The organism is Pseudomonas sp. UBA2684 (assembly GCA_002354655.1).
GTDB lineage: Bacteria > Pseudomonadota > Gammaproteobacteria > Pseudomonadales > Pseudomonadaceae > Aquipseudomonas.
In genome coordinates this window covers 261-17,945 of sequence record DELY01000036.1, presented here as the reverse complement: position 1 = coordinate 17,945, position 17,685 = coordinate 261, and the positions used below count along the sequence as shown (strand labels likewise).

Here is a 17,685-nt window from a genome sequence, read left to right as displayed (position 1 = left end):
GGCATGCCCATGCACGCACAGACATCCACCGCGCCCTCCTGCCCGTACACCTGCAGGCGCCAGCTGGCTGGCGATCCGGCCCACCGGCGGAGCATCGCCAGCCAGCTGGCGCCTACACAAAACGTGCTCGCCAAGCGCCCAACGCTGGGCCTGCGCCTGCTCTGCGGCAGCGTGCTGCTCGGCCTGCTGCAACTGGCCGAAGCCACTGCGGCGGAGCCGACCCAGGAGCTCAAGGAAACCAAGAACTACACGGTGACCAGCGCGCCAATCGCCCCGTTGCACCTGGATAAACCCAGCCTGCCGGATCTCAGCGGCTACACCGGCGCCGCCGTGCAGGCGAAGATCCAGCGCAGCCCCGGCGGTAAGGTGGTGGTGCGGCGCATGCTGCAACAGGACGCCCTGAAGGACTTCATCGGCGGCAACGAACGCCTGCGCGAATGGGTGCAACGGCAGAACGGCATGCCCCATGCGATCTTTATCGAAGGCGGCTACGTGACCCCCGCGGACCTCGCCCGCAGCCTGCCGGACCAGCAGTTCCGCGAAGTCGAGCCGGGCGTCTACCTGGCGCGCCTGCCGATTGTCGTGGCGCAAGGCGCGACCCTGCATGTGGACCAGGCCACCAAGGAACTGCGCCTGTCGCAGGAGCGCGGCAGCTTCATGGTCAACGACGGTCAGCTGTTCTTCACCGACACCAAGCTCACCGCCTGGCGCGAAGCCGACAACGGCCCGGCGAGCTTTCGCCAAGCCGACGAGTTCCGCCCGTTTCTGGTGTCCTGGGGCGGCAGCGAGCTGTACATCGCCGGCAGCATATTCACCAGCCTCGGCTACAACACCAGCAAGTCCTACGGCGTCTCCATCACCCAGTACACGCCCGGCATGCAGGCCCGCCTGAAACGCCCGGAGCCGACCGGCTGGCTGATCGATTCGGAGTTCGTCGACCACTGGTACGGCTTCTACTGTTACGAAGCCGAGAACGTGGTGATCAAGGGCAACACCTACCGCGACAACATCGTCTACGGCATCGACCCGCACGACCGTTCGCACGGCCTGATCATTGCCGAAAACCGCGTACACGGGACCAAAAAGAAGCACGGCATCATCATCTCCCGCGAGGTCGACGACAGCTGGATCATCAACAACCAAAGCTACGACAACAAACTCTCGGGCATCGTCATCGACCGTAACAGCGTCAACAATCTGGTGGCCTACAACGAGGTGTACCAGAACCACGCCGACGGCATCACCCTGTACGAAAGCTCGAACAACCTGCTGTGGGGCAACAAAGTGCTGAGCAATGCCCGCCACGGCATCCGCCTGCGCAACAGCGTGAATATCCGCCTGTACGAAAACCTCGCGATAGCCAATGGCCTGAGTGGCGTGTACGGCCACATCAAGGACCTCTCCGACACCGACCGCAATATCGAACTCGACCCCTTCGACACCCAGGTGTCGATGATCGTGGTCGGCGGCAAGCTCGCCGCCAACGGCTCCAGCCCGCTGTCCATCGACTCGCCGTTGTCCGTGGAGCTGTACCGCGTGGAAATGCTCGCGCCGAGCAAGAGCACCGGCATCAGCTTCGCCGGCATCCTCGGCGAAAAGCAGGAAGAGATCCTTGACCTGATGGTGCGCCGCCAACTGGCGGTGCTCATCGACCCCGTCGAAAGCCAGGCCGAACTCCAGGATTGAGGGAATACACCGTGATCAACCGTCATTTTCAGTTTCGCCAGCTGGCCCTCGCCAGCGCCCTCCTCGCCGCGGCCAGCAGCCAGGCGATGGCGGCACCGCAGTACCAGGTGCAGCGCCTCGGGACGCTGTGCCCGGCCGCCCAGGACCCCAGCCAGTACACCAGCAAGTACCTGAGCTTCTTCACCGCACTGGTGCAGGGCCAGGGCGACTGGCTGTTCCGCAGCCGCTACGATCTGCGCACCGATTTTGGCACCACGCCTTACGGCTACAGCCAGTTCAAGCGCCTGCGCGATACCTTGAAGCGCAAGGGCATCGAGCTGATGGTGGTCTACCAGCCGACTCGCGGCCTGGTCAACCGCGCGCAGCTCACTGCCGAGGAGCAACGCCAGTTCAACTTCGCACTGGCCAAGCAGAACTACCTGCAAGCCGTGGCCGATTTCCGCAAGGCCGGGATCTGGGTCACCGACCTCTCGCCGCTGTTCGACGAGCCAGCCGCGGACACCGCTTACTACTTCAAGGCCGACCACCACTGGACCCCGGCCGGCGCCGAGCGCACCGCCAAACTGGTGGCCGAGACGCTAAAGCAGATCCCCGCGTTCGCCGATATCCCGCAGCAGCAATTCGAGAGCAAGGTGGTCGGCCTGCTGCCCAAAGCCGGCACCCTGCACAAGACCGCCGCCAACTTCTGCGGCACCAGCTACGCCACCCAGTACGTCGAGCGCTACGCAACCGAGCCGGTGGGCGAAGCCGACAGCGACAGCCTGTTCGGCGACGCGGCCAGCCCGCAGATCGCCCTGGTCGGCACCAGCAACAGCGGCCCGGCCTACAACTTCGCCGGTTTCCTCCAGCAGCACAGCAGCACCGACGTGCTCAACATGTCAGTCAGCGGCGGCGGCTTCGACAGCGCACTGCTGCAATACATGAGCAGCCAGGAATTCCACGACAACCCGCCGAAGATCCTGATCTGGGAGTTCGCCACCCACTACGACCTGGCGCAGCAAAGCTTCTACCGCCAGGCCGTGCCGCTGGTGAACAACGGCTGCGCAGGCCGCCCGGCGGTGATGAACAACACGATCACCCTCAAGCCCGGCGCCAACGAGGTGCTGGTCAATGGCGCAAACAACGCGCTGCGCGACCTGCGCGGCCGCGATTACCAGGTCGACCTGACCTTCAGCGACCCCAGCGTGCACGCGTCTCAGGCGACCATCTGGTACCTCAACGGCCGCCGCGAAAACTTCAAGATCGAACAGAGCGACCGCGTCGACACCGGCGGCCGTTATGTCTTCGAACTGCGCAATGACGCCGACTGGGCCGATCTCAACCTGCTCGCCCTGGAAATTCACAGCCCGGAAGACATGCCGGCCAACCTGAGTGTCGAGGCGACCCTGTGCAAACGCCCTGGCGCCGGGGACCAACCCCTCACGGCCCAGGCTCGCTGAGGATGGAGGTAATGATGAAGCTCGCCCCCTGCCTGCTCGCCGCCGCCCTGCTCGCCCAGCCGGCCTTCGCCGCCAGCCTAGTGCCGCCGGCTGGCTATTACGCCGCCGTGCCGGTCACCGGCAAACCGGCGCAAACCTGCAAGACGCCACCGCACCCCTACACCGCCAAACTGGAGTTTCGCAGCAAGTACGAAGGCTCCGGCAAGGCCCGCGCCACCCTCAACCGCGAGTCGGAACGCGCCTTCCGCGAGAAAACCGCCGCCATCACCGAGATGGAGCGCGAGATCAACCAGCAGGTCATGCACTACATGCGCGACGGCCAGCGCGAACAGCTCGAATGCACCCTGCAATGGCTGGGCAACTGGGCCCAGGCCAACGCCCTGCTCAGCAGCGAGTACAACCACACCGGCAAATCGGTGCGCAAATGGGCGCTGGGCAGTTTGTCCTCGGCTTACCTACGGCTGAAATTTTCCGCATCGCAGCCGCTGGCGCCGTATCGCCAGCAAAGCCAGTTGATCGAATCCTGGTTCGTCAAACTGGCCGAGCAGACCGTGCACGACTGGAGCGATCTGCCGCTGAAGAAGATCAACAACCACAGCTACTGGGCCGCCTGGTCGGTGATGGCCAGCGCCATCGCCAGCGACCGCCGCGACCTGTTCGACTGGGCCGTGGCGCAGTTTCGCGTGGCCGCCAACCAGGTCGACGACGACGGCTACCTGCCCAACGAGCTGAAGCGTAGCCAGCGTGCCCTGGCCTACCACAACTACGCCCTGCCACCGCTGGCGATGGTGGCCGCCTTCGCCCAGGCCAATGGCGTCGACCTGCGCGAGGAAAACCATGGCGCGCTGCAACGCCTGGCCGAACGGGTGCTCGACGGCGTCGACGACCAGCAGGCATTCACCCGCAAAACCGGCGAGAAACAGGACATGGAAGACCTCAAGAAGCGCGCCAAATTTGCCTGGCTGGCGCCCTACTGCACGCTCTACAGCTGCTCGACCGACACCGAGCAGTTCAAACAGCAGATGGCGCCGTTCAAGACGTTCCGCCTCGGTGGCGACGTCAGCCAGGTATTCGACCCGCAGAAGCCCAGCGATGGCTGAGAGGAACGCTTTACGTAGTTCGTAGGGCGGACATGCCGCTGCACGGCTTGTCCGCCGTTAACCCTCACAGGTGGCGGACAAGGCTTCGCCAGGACTGCGTGGGGATGCACCCGTCTACGGACGCTGAAACACCCTCCCGCTCGCGGGGGGGAAAGGGGGGGCTTGCGAGCCCTGGATGAGTGGCTATTCAACGGAGAGAGGCGGATGGTTTTTTCATCCAATGTGTTTTTGTTTTTGTTCCTGCCGATCTTTCTCGGCCTGTACTACCTGAGCAGCAACCGCTATCGCAACCTGCTGATCCTGATCGGCAGTTATGTCTTCTATGCCTGGTGGCGGGTGGATTTCCTCCTGCTGTTCGTCGCGGTCACCTTGTGGAACTACGGCTTCGGCCTGCGCATCTACCGCGCTGGGGTACGCAGCAAGGCGGCGCAGCGCTGGGTGATTTGGGGCGTGGTCGGCAACCTGGCGACCCTGGCTTACTTCAAGTACGCCAACTTCGGCGTGGCGAACCTCAACAAGGTGCTGGAAGGCGCCGGCTTCGAGCCGTTCCTGCTGACTCAGGTGATCCTGCCGATCGGTATTTCCTTCTACATCTTCCAGTCGCTCAGCTACCTGATCGACGTGTACCGCGGCGACACCAAGCCCACGGAAAACCTGATCAACTTCGCCGCGTTCATCGCCCTGTTCCCGCAGCTGATTGCCGGGCCGGTGCTGCGCTACAAGGACCTCGCCGACCAGTTCACCGACCGCACGCACAGCCTCGACAAATTCTCCGAAGGCGCCACGCGCTTTATGCAGGGTTTCGTCAAGAAGGTGTTTATCGCCGACAGCCTGGCGCCGCTGGTCGACCACTGCTTCGCCCTGGACAACCCCAGTACCGGCGATGCCTGGCTGGGCATGATCGCCTATACCGCGCAGCTGTATTTCGACTTCTCCGGCTACAGCGACATGGCCATCGGCCTCGGCCTGATGATGGGCTTCCGCTTTATGGAGAACTTCAACCAGCCCTATATCAGCCAGTCGATCACCGAATTCTGGCGGCGCTGGCACATCAGCCTCTCCACCTGGCTGCGCGACTACCTGTACGTGCCGCTGGGCGGCAACCGCAAGGGCACCTTCAACACCTACCGCAACCTGTTTCTGACCATGCTGCTCGGCGGTTTCTGGCACGGCGCCAACTGGACCTTCCTGATCTGGGGCGCCTGGCACGGCATGTGGCTGGCCATCGAGCGGGCCTGTGGCGTGAATGCCGCGCCCACGGTGATCAACCCGCTGAAGTGGGCCTTGACCTTCTTCCTGGTGATGCTCGGCTGGGTGATCTTCCGTGCCGAAAACCTCGACGTGGCCTGGCGCATGTACAGCGCATTGTTCGGCTTCAACGGCTGGCAGCTCAGCGAGCTCAACCGCGCCAGCATCAGCGACTTGCAGATCGCCACCCTGGTGCTGGCCTACGCCGTGCTCGCCTGGTGCGGCCTGCGCCAGTTCTACCGTAGCCAACAAGCGCGCGACGCAGACGGCCCAGCACGGTTGCTCACGGCAGGTGCGGGCGAGACCCCGGGCCTGCTCGGCGCTGGCGCTGGCGTGCGGAGCTGGAGCGCCGCGCTACCGCGCTATGTGGTGCGTGGTGCGTTGCTCCTGCTGTTCTGCGCCTCGGTGCTGAAGCTGTCGGCACAGAGCTACTCACCGTTCCTGTACTTCCAATTCTGAGTGAGGCCGAGCATGACGCGTCCATTACGCACACTCTATGTCGCGCTGTTTCTTGGCGTGCTGGTTCTGTTATTTCTCTGGTCGATGCGCGGCGTGCTGAGCTATCAGCCGCCCAACCAGTTCAGCGTGCTCGACGGTGGCCTGGCGAAGACCTTCGAGAGCCATTACGACAAGCAATTTCCGGTCAAGGAGATCGGCACCAATGTCTGGGCCGCAATCGACTACCTGCTGTTCGACGCAGGCCGCCCCGGCGTAGTGATCGGCGAGCACGATTGGCTGTACTCGGATGAAGAGTTCAAGCCGGTGGCCAATGGCCCGCAGCAGCAACGCGACAACCTGGCGCTGATCCGCGGCGTGCGCGACGAACTGGCGCAACGCAACGTGCTGCTGCTGCTGGCGATCGTGCCCGCAAAGTCGCGGGTCTACCCGGAGCACATCGGCGCGCATCGCCCCAGCGCCTTGCGCAGCGACCTCTACCAACGCTTCCACCGCGCCGTGCGCCGTGCCGACATCGCCGCCCCGGACCTGCTCGCCACACTGCGCGCCGCCAAGCACAACGGGCCGCTGTTCCTGCGTACCGACACGCACTGGACACCGCTGGGCGCCGACCTCGCCGCGCAGCAGTTGAGTGCAGCCGTGCGCCGCGCCATCACCCTCGACGGCGCGCCGCAGCAGTTCATCACCGAAGCCAGCGGACAAGAACGTTACCAGGGCGACCTGACCCGCTTCCTGCCGCTCGATCCGCTGTTCGCCGCGTTGATGCCCGAACCCGACCCGCTGCACAAGCGCGCCACCCGCGCCGCCAACCCGGCAGAAGGCGCCGATGCACTGTTCGCCGCCAGCGAGATGCCGGTGGCGCTGGTCGGTACCAGTTACAGCGCCAACCCCAGCTGGAATTTTGCCGGCGCGCTGCGTCAGCACCTGCAACGCGACCTGAGCAACCACGCCGAAGACGGCCAGGGACCGATCCTGCCGATGCTCAAGTACCTGCAGAGCGAGGAACTGAAAAACACCGCACCGCAGCTGGTGATCTGGGAATTCCCGGAGCGCTACCTGCCGATGGCCAGCGACCTCAGCGACTTCGACCCGGCCTGGATCGCCGAGCTGAAAAGCAACAGCAGCAAGCAACGCCTGGCCAGCAGCAACAGCCATTGAATGCAAAACCACTTCGTAGGATGGGTTGAGCTTGCGATACCCATCACAAAGCAGCATGGGTATCGCTTCGCTCAACCCATCCTACGGAGCTGCCCCTTGGGCAGGAAAGGCCTCACCCGTACCGGGTCGACAGACCCTTTGGCTAAATCCTATGGAGCACTACCCATGAACAGAACAACCAAATGCAGCTGGACGTCCTACGCCTGTGCCCTCGCCCTGGGTATCGGCGCCCTGCATGCGCAGGCCGGCGAAGGCGGCCTGTACGCGCCGAACGCACCCAAAGGCTCGGCCTTCGTGCGCGCTTACAACGCCGGCAACAGCGAACTGAGCATGAGCGTCGGCAACACCGACCTCAACGACATCGCGCCGCTGGCCTCCAGCGACTTCAGCTTCCTGCCGGCCGGCAGCTACAGCGCCCAGGTCGGCAGCGCCAACCTGCCGGTGCAACTGGACGCCGACCACTACTACACCCTGGTCAGCCAGCCCGGCGCGGCACCCAAGCTGGTGGAAGAGGCGCCGTTCACCAACAAACAGAAAGCCCTGCTGCGCGTACAGAACCTCTCCGGCAGCACGCTCAGCCTGAAAACCGCCGACGGCAAGGCCGCGGTGGTCGATGGCGTGGCCCCGAATGACAGCGGCCAGCGTGAGGTCAACCCGGTGAAAGTGAGCCTGGCGTTGTTCGACGGCCAGCGGAAAGTCAGCGACCTGAAACCGGTGAGCCTGGCGCGCGGCGAAGTGGTTTGCCTGTACATCACCGGCACCCCCGGCCAGCTCTCGCCGGTCTGGGTCAAGCGCCCGGCGAAGACCGACTAGCAGGCCATTTTTAAGGCTATGTCCCAGTTACGTATTGCAAGAGAAGCAGCGCTTTTGTGGAAGCGGATTTATCCGCGAAAGTCTTTGCAAACTGAAGATCTTTCGCGGCTAAAGCCGCTCCCAAGTGACGGCGGTCTGCATCAACAGTTAACGGGTACAGAGCCGTTTTTAACGCCGTATCGGCAGCGTAGGTGACTGCTAAGCACCTGGGCACGAGCGTTTCTCAGGCCCATGTTCGTCACAGACAACAACCCCAGACCGGCGACAAAGCCGGCATGCATACAGCGTCTTCGGCAGGAGATGCGTTGGATAAGTCCCGCCACTGGTGCTTCGGCAACAGCGCAGCAAGCTTCCCGCACGAGTGCGGGAAACACTCAACCCAATAGCATCAACGCTTCAGGAGAACAGACATGATTCCAGTAATTCTTTCCGGTGGTAGTGGCTCGCGTCTCTGGCCCCTTTCGCGCAAGCAGTACCCCAAGCAATTCCTCGCCCTGACCGGCGTCGACACCCTGTTCCAGCAGACCATCAAGCGCCTGGCCTTCGAGGGCATGCAGGCACCGGTGCTGGTGTGCAACCAGGAACACCGTTTTATCGTCCAGGAACAATTGCAGGCGCAGAAGTTGGTTACCCAGGCGATCCTGCTCGAACCCTTCGGCCGCAACACCGCGCCGGCGGTGGCGATTGCCGCGCTGAAACTGCTGGCCGAAGGCCGCGACGAATTGCTGCTGATTCTCCCCGCCGACCATGTGATCGAGAACCAGCAAGCCTTCCAGAACGCCCTGGCACTCGCTGCCAAAGCCGCCAACAAAGGCGAAATGGTGCTGTTCGGCATCCCCGCCACTCGCGCGGAAACCGGTTACGGCTACATCAAATCGGTGGCCGACGCTGGTCTGCCGCAGGGCGTGGTGCGCGTGCAGCGTTTCGTTGAAAAACCCGACGAAGCCCGCGCCCGCGAATTCGTTGCCGCTGGCGACTACTTCTGGAACAGCGGCATGTTCCTGTTTCGCGCCAGCCGCTACCTGGAAGAGCTGAAGAAACACGACGCCGATATCTACGACACCTGCCTGCTGGCCCTGGAACGTAGCCAACACGAAGGCGACCTGGTGAATATCGATGCGGCCACCTTCGAGTGCTGCCCGGACAACTCGATCGACTACACGGTGATGGAAAAAACCACGCGCGCCTGCGTGGTGCCGCTGGATGCCGGCTGGAACGACGTCGGTAGCTGGTCGTCGATCTGGGACGTGCACCCCAAGGACGAGCACGGCAACGTGATCAAAGGCGACGTGGTGGTGCACGAGAGCCACAACTGCCTGGTACACGGCAACGGCAAGCTGGTTTCGGTGATCGGCCTGGACAACATCGTCGTGGTGGAAACCAAGGACGCCATGATGATCGCCCACCGCGACCACGTGCAGGACGTGAAGAAGGTGGTCAACCAGCTCGATGCCCAGGGCCGCAACGAAACCCAGAACCATTGCGAGGTCTACCGGCCGTGGGGCTCGTACGACTCGGTGGACATGGGCGGGCGGTTCCAGGTCAAGCACATCACCGTCAAACCCGGCGCGCAGCTGTCCTTGCAGATGCACCATCACCGCGCCGAACACTGGATCGTGGTCTCCGGCACGGCCCAGGTGACCTGCGGCGAGAAGACCTTCCTGCTCACCGAAAACCAGTCCACCTACATCCCCATCGCCTCGGTGCACCGTCTGGCCAACCCGGGCAAGATCCCCCTGGAAATCATCGAGGTGCAATCCGGCAGCTACCTCGGCGAAGACGACATCGAACGCTTCGAAGACGTCTATGGGCGCAGCAACGTGACGCCACTCAGCGTCGTCGCCCGCTGAGAACACGCCGGCCCTCGCGCAAGGAGGGCCGGCGCTTCCCGTGCGCACAGCGCCAACACGGCGCATCGCCGCGCGAGCTTGTGTAGGATAAAGCCCTGATTTATCCACCAAGGCCCTTGCCCATGCTATTTGGCGCAATTCTGGTATTGAGCTGGCTGATCCTGCTGATCCGCTACCCCAGTAAAGCCCTGCCCATTTCCCTCGCCGCGCTGCTCGGCCTGGGTCTGCTCGCCAGTTGGGTGTTGTGGCAGGAAAGTCGCGAAAAACGCCACCTGGCGCACCTCGAACTGCGCCTCAGCTATGCCCCGCAGCGCTGCCCGGCGGATCGCCCGCTGGCGCTCGACCTGAAGAACGGCAGCCAGGCCGCCCTGCTCGAACTGCGCTGGCAGATAGCCGCCTACCGCCCCGGTAGCAGCGTCAACCTCGCCGAACGCCTCTACGAATCGCCCCGCTACAGCGGCCCCGGCGAACTGCTGCCCGGCGCCAGCTGGCGCGACTGCCTGCCACTGCCGACCCTGCGTAGCGGTTACCGCGCCAGTACCCTGGAGTTTCGTGCCGAGCGTTTGCAGGGCAGCTTCAGCCAGTGAACACCATAAAAAGGATGCCCGCATGACCCAGCCCACTGTCCTCATCACCGGATGTTCCAGCGGTATTGGCCGTGCCTTGGCCGAGGTATTCAAAGCTGCCGGCTACCAGGTATGGGCCACCGCGCGTAAAGCCGAAGACCTCGCCGCGTTGCAGGCCGCCGGGTTTATCGCCGTGCCGCTGGATGTCAACGATGGCGCTTCGGCGGAGCAGCTGGCCACGCGCATGAGCAACGAGATCGGCGGCCTCGATGTGTTGATCAACAATGCCGGTTACGGCGCCATGGGGCCGCTGTTGGATGGCGGCGTCGAGGGCATGCGCCGGCAGTTCGAGACCAATGTCTTTTCGCTTGTCGGGATCACCCGTGCGCTGTTTCCGCTACTGCGCCGCAGCAAAGGCCTGGTGGTGAATATCGGCAGCGTGTCCGGGGTGCTGGTCACCCCGTTCGCCGGCGCCTACTGCGCCTCGAAAGCCGCCGTGCATGCGTTGTCCGATGCGCTGCGCCTGGAGCTGGCACCCTTCGCCATCGAATTGATGGAAGTGCAGCCGGGGGCGATTGCCTCCAGCTTCGGCGCCAATGCCAGCCGCGAAGCCGAACAACTGATCGCCGAAGGCTCGCCCTGGTGGCCGCTCCGCGAGGGCATCCGCGCCCGCGCCACTGCCTCGCAGGACAACCCGACGCCCGCCAGCCACTTCGCACGCAATCTGCTCGCCGCCGTGCAAAGCCCCAAACGCCCGCGCCTGCTGCGCCTGGGCAATGGCAGCCGGGCCCTGCCGCTGATCGCCGCGCTGGTGCCCAAAGGCCTGCTGGAGGCTGTATTGAAGAAGCGTTTTGGCTTGAACCGGGCCTTGTGAACAGGCCCGAACTGCCGATGAGGAGCATTGCATGAGCGCAACCCCGGTCTCCATGACCCGCTACGCCCTGAGCGGCGTAGTCGCCGTGGTGCTGCTCAACCTGTTGCTGCGCAGCTTCGTCAAACTCGGCGGGGTGCTGGCGACCCTGCTGATTGCCGCGCTGGTCGCCGCCGCAATGGCGCTGTGCTTTGCCTGGCGCACCCGTCGTGCACCACTGCGCGGCGAGCGACGCCGCCTGGTCTGGCTGTACGGCGGCCTATTGGCGTTGCTCTACCTCGGATTGCTGGCGATGATGACGCTGCAGGACGAACCCAGCCCGATGGGCATGCTGATCTTCAGCGTGCACTACCTGTGTTATCCGCTATTCGCGCAGGTGTTTTTCTCCGAGCGCTTCTTCAGTCGCCTGTCCTAACAGGTCAGTTGCATAGGCTGCGCTTGCCACCGTCTTATTTCACACAACCCCGTGAAGAACCTTTATCTAGAGGCTGCCCACCAGATGATCGCCCGTTGCCACTAATCTACACTCGCCATAGGTCACCGCGGCCGCCCACCCCGCGTGGTTATCCACGCGTGCCGCACTCACGGATCGACAGCATGTCAGGGACGCGTTGATGAGCAATCACAGCAACAGGCACTTTCGTGCTTACGAGCGCCGCATCATTTATGTGCTGTTGAGCGCGTTGTTGACGATCCAGATACTGGCCTACCAGATCAGCAGCGAGGCCAACCGGCGTATCGCCGAGAACAACCTGCACGCGCAACTGCAAACCGGCGCACAGGTGTTCTACCAACTGCTCGAACTACGCCAGCGCCAGTTGCTGCAAACCGCCGAAGTACTGGCCGCCGACTACGGTTTGAAAGAAGCCACCGCCACCCGCGAACGGCCGACCATCGAGTCGATGCTGCTCAACCACAGCAAACGCATCCAGGCCGATATCGCCCTGCTCAGTGACCTCGACCAACAGCTGATCGCCAGTGTTCCCATGCACGTGCAAGCCAGCGATATCGCGCCACTGCTGAAGGCCCCGGCCAGCGCCAACGCAGAGGATCGGACAGCCCCGATCGAAACGCTGGAAACCCGTGAAGGCGCGCTGTACCAGTTAATCCGCAGCACCGTGCACATGCCCAGACCGCAAGCCGAACTGACCCTGGGCTTTGCCATCGACGATCACTTCGCGCAGGACCTGCGCCGGGTCACCGACGCCGAGTTCATCTTTGCCTCGCGAGCCGCGGACGGGCGCTGGCGCCTGCACGGCAGCACCCTCGATGGCAACGCCGAACAATTGCTGGCGCCACCCCAGACGCTTACCACACAGAGCAGTTGGACCCTGCACGGCCGCCACGATGCCTACCTGATGCTGTCGCTGCCGTTGCAACGCGAAGCCACGGCAACCCGCGGCGAGGTCATGGTGATCATGGGTAAATCGCTGAACCAGGCGATGGCGCCCTACCAGCAGATCGAACAGACGCAGCGCTACCTGATTCTCGCCAGCCTGCTGTTGTCGGCGCTGGCGGTGCTGTTCATCACCCGGCGCATGGTCGCCCCGCTGAATGCCATGGCGCACCAGGACCCGCTGACCGGGCTGGCCAATCGTCGCTTCTTTGACCTATGCCTGCGCCGCGCCATGGCCGACCTCGGGCGCAAGCGGGTGCCGTTCTGCGTGATGATGATCGACCTCGACCAGTTCAAGCAGATCAACGACCGTTACGGCCACGCCGCCGGCGATGAGGTGCTCAAGGTCACCGCGCAGCGCCTGCGCGCCCTGCTGCGCAAAACCGATACCCCGGCACGCCTGGGCGGCGATGAGTTCGCCGCCTTATTGCCGGGGGCCGAGCGCGGCACCGCCGAGCACATCGCCGAGAAAATCCAACGGGTGCTCAGCGAGCCAATCCTGTTCGCTCAGCAGCCGTTGCAGGTCGGCATCAGCATCGGCCTGGCCATCGCACCGCAAGACGGCGACAGCCCCAGCGAACTGCTGAGGGCCGCCGACGAAGCGATGTACGCGGCCAAGCCCACCGTCCTCAACGGCGACTCGCTGGTTTAACAGGCCTTCGGCACCGGCAGCGGCTTGGGCTTGCGAAACACCAGCACGTTGCCGAGCATCACCAACAACAGGCCGAACAGCGCCGGCGCCGTCCACTGATAGCCCTCGGCGAACACCGAGATATTCAGCGCCACCACCGGGAACAGCACGGTGCAATAGGCCGCGCGCTCCGGGCCCATGCGCCCGACCAGGGTCAGGTAGGCGGTGAAGCCGATCACCGAACCGGGAATCGCCAGGTACAGCAGCGAGCCGACATAGCGCGCGCTCCAGTCGAAACCGAACGGCGTGCCATTCACCAGGCAGATCGCCGCCAGCATCAACGCGCCGTAAAGCATGCCCCAGGCGTTGGTGGTCAGCGGCTTGAGGCCGGCTTTCTGCTGCAAGCTGGAGAGCAGGTTGCCGGCGGAAAAACACAGGGTGCCGAGCAGCGACAGGCCGATACCCAACAGGGTTTCCCGGCTGGCCGCCTGGCCGGCCAACTCGGGCCAGAACAGCAGCCCCAGCCCGGCCAAGCCCAAGGCACCGCCGGCCAGCACATTCGCCGCGATCTTGTGCTTGAAGAACACGCGCGCATTCAGCGCATTCCACAGTGTCGCGGTGGAAAAAATCACCGCGATCAGCCCGCTGGGTATCCATTGGCTGGCGGTGTAGAAACACATGAAATTGATGCAGAACAGGCACAGCCCCTGAACCAGGCAAATCAGCTGAGCGCGGCGATCGAGCGTTTGCAGGCGTCCGCTGAGCAGCAGCACGAGAAACAGCACGGCGGCGGCCAGAGCAAAGCGGTAGGCAATCGATGCGGCAATCGCCACCTCGCCCATCTGCAGTTTGATGGCGATCCAGGTGGTGCCCCAGATCAAAACGGTCAACAGGTACAACGACAGGTTCATCAGACGACTCCCGGTGGATGGCCGAAGTCTGCACCGCGCCGGGCCTCGCCACTTGCATAAAGTTGCGGGTTTTATGCCTGCGGCGGCTGTCGAGTAAACACCAAGGCCTTCAACCCGCCATCGGGACGGCTATCGGCAAACTCTGGCGGGTTGTCCAGGCGCTGCTGAAAGCGCAGGCTAGGCGCCTCGTTGGCGACGCCCTGGATAAGAAAGTCCGGGCCGATGGCCGGGTCATTGGTGCACGCCAGCACTGTGCCTTGCGCGCTCAGCAGTTCCGGCAGACGACGGAGGACTTTTTGATAGTCCTGGGTCAGCACGAAGCTGCCCTTCTGGAAAGACGGCGGGTCGATGATGATCAGGTCATAGGGGCCGTACTTGCGCACCTTGCTCCAGGACTTGAACAGCTCATGCCCCAGGAAGCTCACACGGTCGAGGTCATGCTGATTAAGCCGGTGGTTGTCGCGGCCACGGCTCAAGGCCGCCTTGGCCATGTCCAGATTCACCACATGCGCGGCGCCACCGGCAAGCGCCGCCACCGAGAAGCCGCAGGTATAGGCAAACAGATTCAGCACCCGCTTGCCCTGAGCCTGGGCCTGAACCCAGCGCCGGCCATAGCGCATGTCCAAAAACAAACCGGTGTTTTGTTTCTTGCCCAGATCCAGCTTGAAGCGCAGGCCATGCTCCGTGACCAGCCACTCATCGACAGGCTCGCCCAGCAGCCATTGCGTGGGGCTGTCCGGGAGGTAACGGTGTTGCAGCAACAGCGCCTGCGCTTGGGCGTGCTGCCACACCGGCGCCTGCGTCAAAGCCATCAGCAGGCGCTGCAACGCCAGCAACTGCGTCTCGCTCGGCGCGCTGAACAGTGACACCAACAGCACGCCCTGCAACCAGTCGACGGTAATCTGCTCAAGCCCCTCCCAGCGCCGCCCCCGCCCGTGAAACAAGCGCCGCGCCTCAGCGGGAGCGGTGCTCAGGGCAACGCGTAGATGCTGATCCAGGGTGGCGAGGGCGGGCGCGTTCATGGCTGAGTCCAGGTGGGCGAAACGGCCTATGTTAAGGCTAAAGACCTGTTAACTGTCGACGCGCTCCAGCGCCTCATGGGCGGCCTTGACCGCAAAACAGCGGCAGATTGGGACGATGTTCGCGGATCAATCCGCACTCAGCCGCCGTGCGCTGCTGACAATGCGCCACCTCACGCCTGGCGCCCTTCACCAGCGCGCCCGCATGGCCTGGACTACGGCCCTCTTGCCACTTGTCAAAACTTGCGCTTTTTCAGCGTGCGGGGCTGGCAGCCGCACCTGGGCGGCGTAGCATGATCGGCTTGGCAGGCCGGTTTTAACGCCGTGTCGACAACCCGGGTAGTTTTTCAACGGCCTGTGAGAGGGCACATCGATGGCGCAACTCGAACAAAGCCAAGTGTTTCAGGCCATGGGCCAATCGCCGAACGCCAGGCTGCTGCACAGCGCCGAGCTGGGCGATGGCCTGGCCGCGGCCCTGTGGCGCAACAGCCACGACACCCGCGACTACCAGGCACCGACCCACCACACCCTGTCCTGCTACCTGACCGGCGGCACCGGCACTTTTCGTCGCGAACGCCCGCAGAGCAAGGGGGCGCCGGACAAACTGTGCATCTTGCCGGCCGGGCATCAGTCGGCCTGGGTAATCAACGGCGAGATCCACCTGGCGCACCTGTATGTCAGCCAGGAGCAATTCGCCCTGGGCGCCGTCAGCCTGCTCGACCGCGAGCCGCGCGAGCTGCAACTGCGCGAAAGCACCTTCCTCGACGATCCGCAGCAAGCCCAGCGGTTTCGCCAGTTGAGCCAGCTGAATTGGCACGAACCCGCCGAGCGCCTGCTCAGCAGCAGCCTGGCGCACGCCCTGCTCGACCACGCGTTACTGTCGCAGGTCGGCCGCCGTGACGGCCTGCGCCTGACCGGTGGCCTGGCTCCGGTGCAGCGCCGACGCCTGCGCGAATTCATCGACAGCCACCTGGCCGACCCTCTGAGCCTAGGCCAACTGGCCAGCCTCTGCGCGCTGTCCGAATACCACTTCGCGCGCATGTTCAGCCTGAGCTTTGGCGTGCCACCGCACCGCTACCTGCTCACCCGCCGCCTGGCACACGCCCAGGAACTGCTGCGCCATAGCGCCCGCCCACTCGGCGAGATCGCCCTGGCCTGCGGCTTCGCCAGCGCCAGCCACTTCAACAACCGCTTCCGCCAGGCCTTCGGCGCCACCCCAGGACAATATCGGCACAGCCTCGCCCACTGACTGGCGCTGCCCTCCCGCCACTTGGCGAACCGACACCCCAGCGCGCGGCCTGCTAATCCAGCGCCAGCTGTGCCACTATCATCGGCTGTTCAGCCGTTCGGCAGCGCCATGCCAAGACTCGACCTTTCGCCTGCGGGGCTCGCCCGATGACCCTGGATATTCTGCGCCTGCGCCAGGAACACTGGCGCGCGGATTTCGGTGCCGGGGATCTCCAGCGCGGCATCGGCTATGCCGAGCAAGGGCGCAGCACGCTGCTCAGCCTCAAGGACCATACGCTGCTGGCCAGCTGTCGCGGCTCGGGCGCGCAGACCTATCAGCAGCGCATCACCTTGTACTCCACGGGTCGCCAATGGAACGTCAGCGGTCGTTGCAGCTGCCCAGTGGGGTTCAATTGCAAGCATGTGGCCGCCGCCCTGCTGACCCTGGAAACCCAGCAACAGGCCGGCGTCGATCTGAGCCCGCTGATCGTGCCGAGCGCGGATGTCGCCGAACGGCGCATCGAGGGCGTGCAGCCGCAGGCCGTGCTGACCCTCGGCAGCCATGTGCGCGTGCACTTCGACGCACGCAAGGGGCGCATGCACGAACAGACCCAGCACCGCGCCGCGCTGGCGTTCGACTACCAGGGCCATCTGGCCTACGGCAAAGCCACCAAGGATCTGCTGGTGCGCCCGAACCCGGCCGAACAACTGCGCATCGTGCGCGACGCGGCCAGCGAGGCGCAGTTGCGCCAACGCCTGGAAGACAGCGGCCTGTATGTCGCCTTGCGGCAAAGCGAAGCACTCGCCCAGCACCCAGGCGAACATTTCGAGCTGGTCAACGAAGTCGCCTGGCTGGCGTTCGTCCAGCACAGCGTGCCGCAGCTGCGCGAGGACGGCTGGCGGGTGCAGATGCAGCCGGAGTTCCAGTACAACCTGGCGCGGGTCGATGACTGGTACGCCGAGATCGAGGAGACGCCCGAGCGCGACTGGTTCGACCTGGAGCTGGGCATCGAGGTCGAGGGCCAGCGCCTCAGCCTGCTGCCGATTCTGTTGCAGGCGATTCGCCGCACGCCTTGGCTGCTGACCGGCGACAGCCTGGCCCAGCGCCCGGATGAAGACCTGTTGCTGGTCAATCTGCCGCAGAGCAGCCGGCGCATCGCCCTGCCCTTTGCCCGGTTGAAACCCTTGCTGGCAACCCTCGGCGAGTTGTTCTTCCAGGACCCCAGCGACGCCAACCCGCGCCTGCGCCTGCCGCGTGCCGATGCCGCGCGCCTCGGCGGCCTGGAGCAGGGCCCGCCGCTGAAGTGGCAGGGT

General features: G+C 64.3%; 15 protein-coding genes. 13 read left to right on the top strand and 2 right to left on the bottom strand.

From position 1 onward, the window contains the following. Nucleotides 1-3 precede the first annotated feature (3 nt). From algG to B3M58_RS11850, 11 genes are all read left to right on the top strand, one after another. On the top strand, nucleotides 4-1,686 hold the full coding sequence (algG, locus tag B3M58_RS11900; protein ID WP_339628909.1) for a mannuronan 5-epimerase AlgG: 1,683 nt from the start codon (nucleotides 4-6) through the stop codon (nucleotides 1,684-1,686). 11 nt (nucleotides 1,687-1,697) lie between these two features. Further along, nucleotides 1,698-3,125 carry an alginate O-acetyltransferase gene (locus B3M58_RS11895; RefSeq protein WP_296219357.1) on the top strand — a complete coding sequence of 476 codons (1,428 nt, stop codon included), beginning with the start codon at nucleotides 1,698-1,700 and terminating at the stop codon, nucleotides 3,123-3,125. Nucleotides 3,126-3,139: 14 nt separating this feature from the next. Next, entirely contained in the window at nucleotides 3,140-4,225 is a 1,086-nt protein-coding gene (locus B3M58_RS11890) for a mannuronate-specific alginate lyase (RefSeq protein ID WP_414704079.1), read from the top strand. Between the two features lie 204 nt (nucleotides 4,226-4,429). Then, nucleotides 4,430-5,932 carry an MBOAT family O-acyltransferase gene (locus B3M58_RS11885; RefSeq protein WP_296219355.1) on the top strand — a complete coding sequence of 501 codons (1,503 nt, stop codon included), beginning with the start codon at nucleotides 4,430-4,432 and terminating at the stop codon, nucleotides 5,930-5,932. Between the two features lie 12 nt (nucleotides 5,933-5,944). Then, on the top strand, nucleotides 5,945-7,087 hold the full coding sequence (locus tag B3M58_RS11880) for an alginate O-acetyltransferase (RefSeq protein WP_296219354.1): 1,143 nt from the start codon (nucleotides 5,945-5,947) through the stop codon (nucleotides 7,085-7,087). Nucleotides 7,088-7,252: 165 nt separating this feature from the next. Then, on the top strand, nucleotides 7,253-7,900 hold the full coding sequence (locus B3M58_RS11875; RefSeq protein ID WP_296219352.1) for an alginate O-acetyltransferase AlgF: 648 nt from the start codon (nucleotides 7,253-7,255) through the stop codon (nucleotides 7,898-7,900). 410 nt (nucleotides 7,901-8,310) lie between these two features. Next, a complete protein-coding gene (locus B3M58_RS11870) occupies nucleotides 8,311-9,750 on the top strand; it encodes a mannose-1-phosphate guanylyltransferase/mannose-6-phosphate isomerase (protein ID WP_296219351.1) in 1,440 nt (479 codons plus the stop codon). Between the two features lie 122 nt (nucleotides 9,751-9,872). Then, entirely contained in the window at nucleotides 9,873-10,337 is a 465-nt protein-coding gene (locus tag B3M58_RS11865) for a multidrug transporter (protein ID WP_296219349.1), read from the top strand. Between the two features lie 22 nt (nucleotides 10,338-10,359). Further along, a complete protein-coding gene (locus tag B3M58_RS11860; RefSeq protein WP_296219347.1) occupies nucleotides 10,360-11,190 on the top strand; it encodes an SDR family oxidoreductase in 831 nt (276 codons plus the stop codon). A gap of 31 nt (nucleotides 11,191-11,221) precedes the next feature. After that, nucleotides 11,222-11,602 carry a hypothetical protein gene (locus tag B3M58_RS11855; RefSeq protein ID WP_296219345.1) on the top strand — a complete coding sequence of 127 codons (381 nt, stop codon included), beginning with the start codon at nucleotides 11,222-11,224 and terminating at the stop codon, nucleotides 11,600-11,602. A 199-nt stretch (nucleotides 11,603-11,801) separates the two neighbouring features. Beyond that, on the top strand, nucleotides 11,802-13,235 hold the full coding sequence (locus B3M58_RS11850) for a GGDEF domain-containing protein (protein WP_296219344.1): 1,434 nt from the start codon (nucleotides 11,802-11,804) through the stop codon (nucleotides 13,233-13,235). On the opposite strand, the gene B3M58_RS11845 is transcribed toward B3M58_RS11850, so the two are convergent. Continuing rightward, nucleotides 13,232-14,125: a DMT family transporter gene (locus B3M58_RS11845; RefSeq protein WP_296219342.1), complete on the bottom strand. Its 894-nt coding sequence runs from the start codon at nucleotides 14,123-14,125 to the stop codon at nucleotides 13,232-13,234. The two genes, B3M58_RS11850 and B3M58_RS11845, sit on opposite strands and share 4 nt — an antisense overlap. A gap of 71 nt (nucleotides 14,126-14,196) precedes the next feature. Next, nucleotides 14,197-15,147, bottom strand: coding sequence for a class I SAM-dependent methyltransferase (locus B3M58_RS11840; RefSeq protein ID WP_296219341.1), 951 nt, complete (start codon nucleotides 15,145-15,147; stop codon nucleotides 14,197-14,199). Nucleotides 15,148-15,517: 370 nt separating this feature from the next. Between B3M58_RS11840 and B3M58_RS11835 the strand changes: the two genes are divergently transcribed. Together B3M58_RS11835 and B3M58_RS11830 are read left to right on the top strand one after the other, a co-directional pair. Further along, nucleotides 15,518-16,393 (top strand): AraC family transcriptional regulator, encoded by an 876-nt coding sequence (locus tag B3M58_RS11835; protein ID WP_296219339.1) that lies wholly within the window; start codon nucleotides 15,518-15,520, stop codon nucleotides 16,391-16,393. A gap of 146 nt (nucleotides 16,394-16,539) precedes the next feature. Continuing rightward, nucleotides 16,540-17,685: SWIM zinc finger family protein (locus tag B3M58_RS11830; RefSeq protein WP_296219338.1), on the top strand; the 1,146-nt coding region annotated here is incomplete at its 3' end.

Excerpts from the sequence above, each read along its gene's own strand:
- algG (WP_339628909.1), top strand. The coding sequence starts at position 4 with ATGCCCATGCACGCACAGACATCCACCGCGCCCTCCTGCCCGTACACC.
- B3M58_RS11890 (WP_414704079.1), top strand. The coding sequence starts at position 3,140 with ATGAAGCTCGCCCCCTGCCTGCTCGCCGCCGCCCTGCTCGCCCAGCCG.
- B3M58_RS11885 (WP_296219355.1), top strand. The coding sequence starts at position 4,430 with ATGGTTTTTTCATCCAATGTGTTTTTGTTTTTGTTCCTGCCGATCTTT.
- B3M58_RS11880 (WP_296219354.1), top strand. The coding sequence starts at position 5,945 with ATGACGCGTCCATTACGCACACTCTATGTCGCGCTGTTTCTTGGCGTG.
- B3M58_RS11875 (WP_296219352.1), top strand. The coding sequence starts at position 7,253 with ATGAACAGAACAACCAAATGCAGCTGGACGTCCTACGCCTGTGCCCTC.
- B3M58_RS11870 (WP_296219351.1), top strand. The coding sequence starts at position 8,311 with ATGATTCCAGTAATTCTTTCCGGTGGTAGTGGCTCGCGTCTCTGGCCC.
- B3M58_RS11865 (WP_296219349.1), top strand. The coding sequence starts at position 9,873 with ATGCTATTTGGCGCAATTCTGGTATTGAGCTGGCTGATCCTGCTGATC.
- B3M58_RS11860 (WP_296219347.1), top strand. The coding sequence starts at position 10,360 with ATGACCCAGCCCACTGTCCTCATCACCGGATGTTCCAGCGGTATTGGC.
- B3M58_RS11855 (WP_296219345.1), top strand. The coding sequence starts at position 11,222 with ATGAGCGCAACCCCGGTCTCCATGACCCGCTACGCCCTGAGCGGCGTA.
- B3M58_RS11850 (WP_296219344.1), top strand. The coding sequence starts at position 11,802 with ATGAGCAATCACAGCAACAGGCACTTTCGTGCTTACGAGCGCCGCATC.
- B3M58_RS11845 (WP_296219342.1), bottom strand. The coding sequence starts at position 14,125 with ATGAACCTGTCGTTGTACCTGTTGACCGTTTTGATCTGGGGCACCACC.
- B3M58_RS11840 (WP_296219341.1), bottom strand. The coding sequence starts at position 15,147 with ATGAACGCGCCCGCCCTCGCCACCCTGGATCAGCATCTACGCGTTGCC.
- B3M58_RS11835 (WP_296219339.1), top strand. The coding sequence starts at position 15,518 with ATGGCGCAACTCGAACAAAGCCAAGTGTTTCAGGCCATGGGCCAATCG.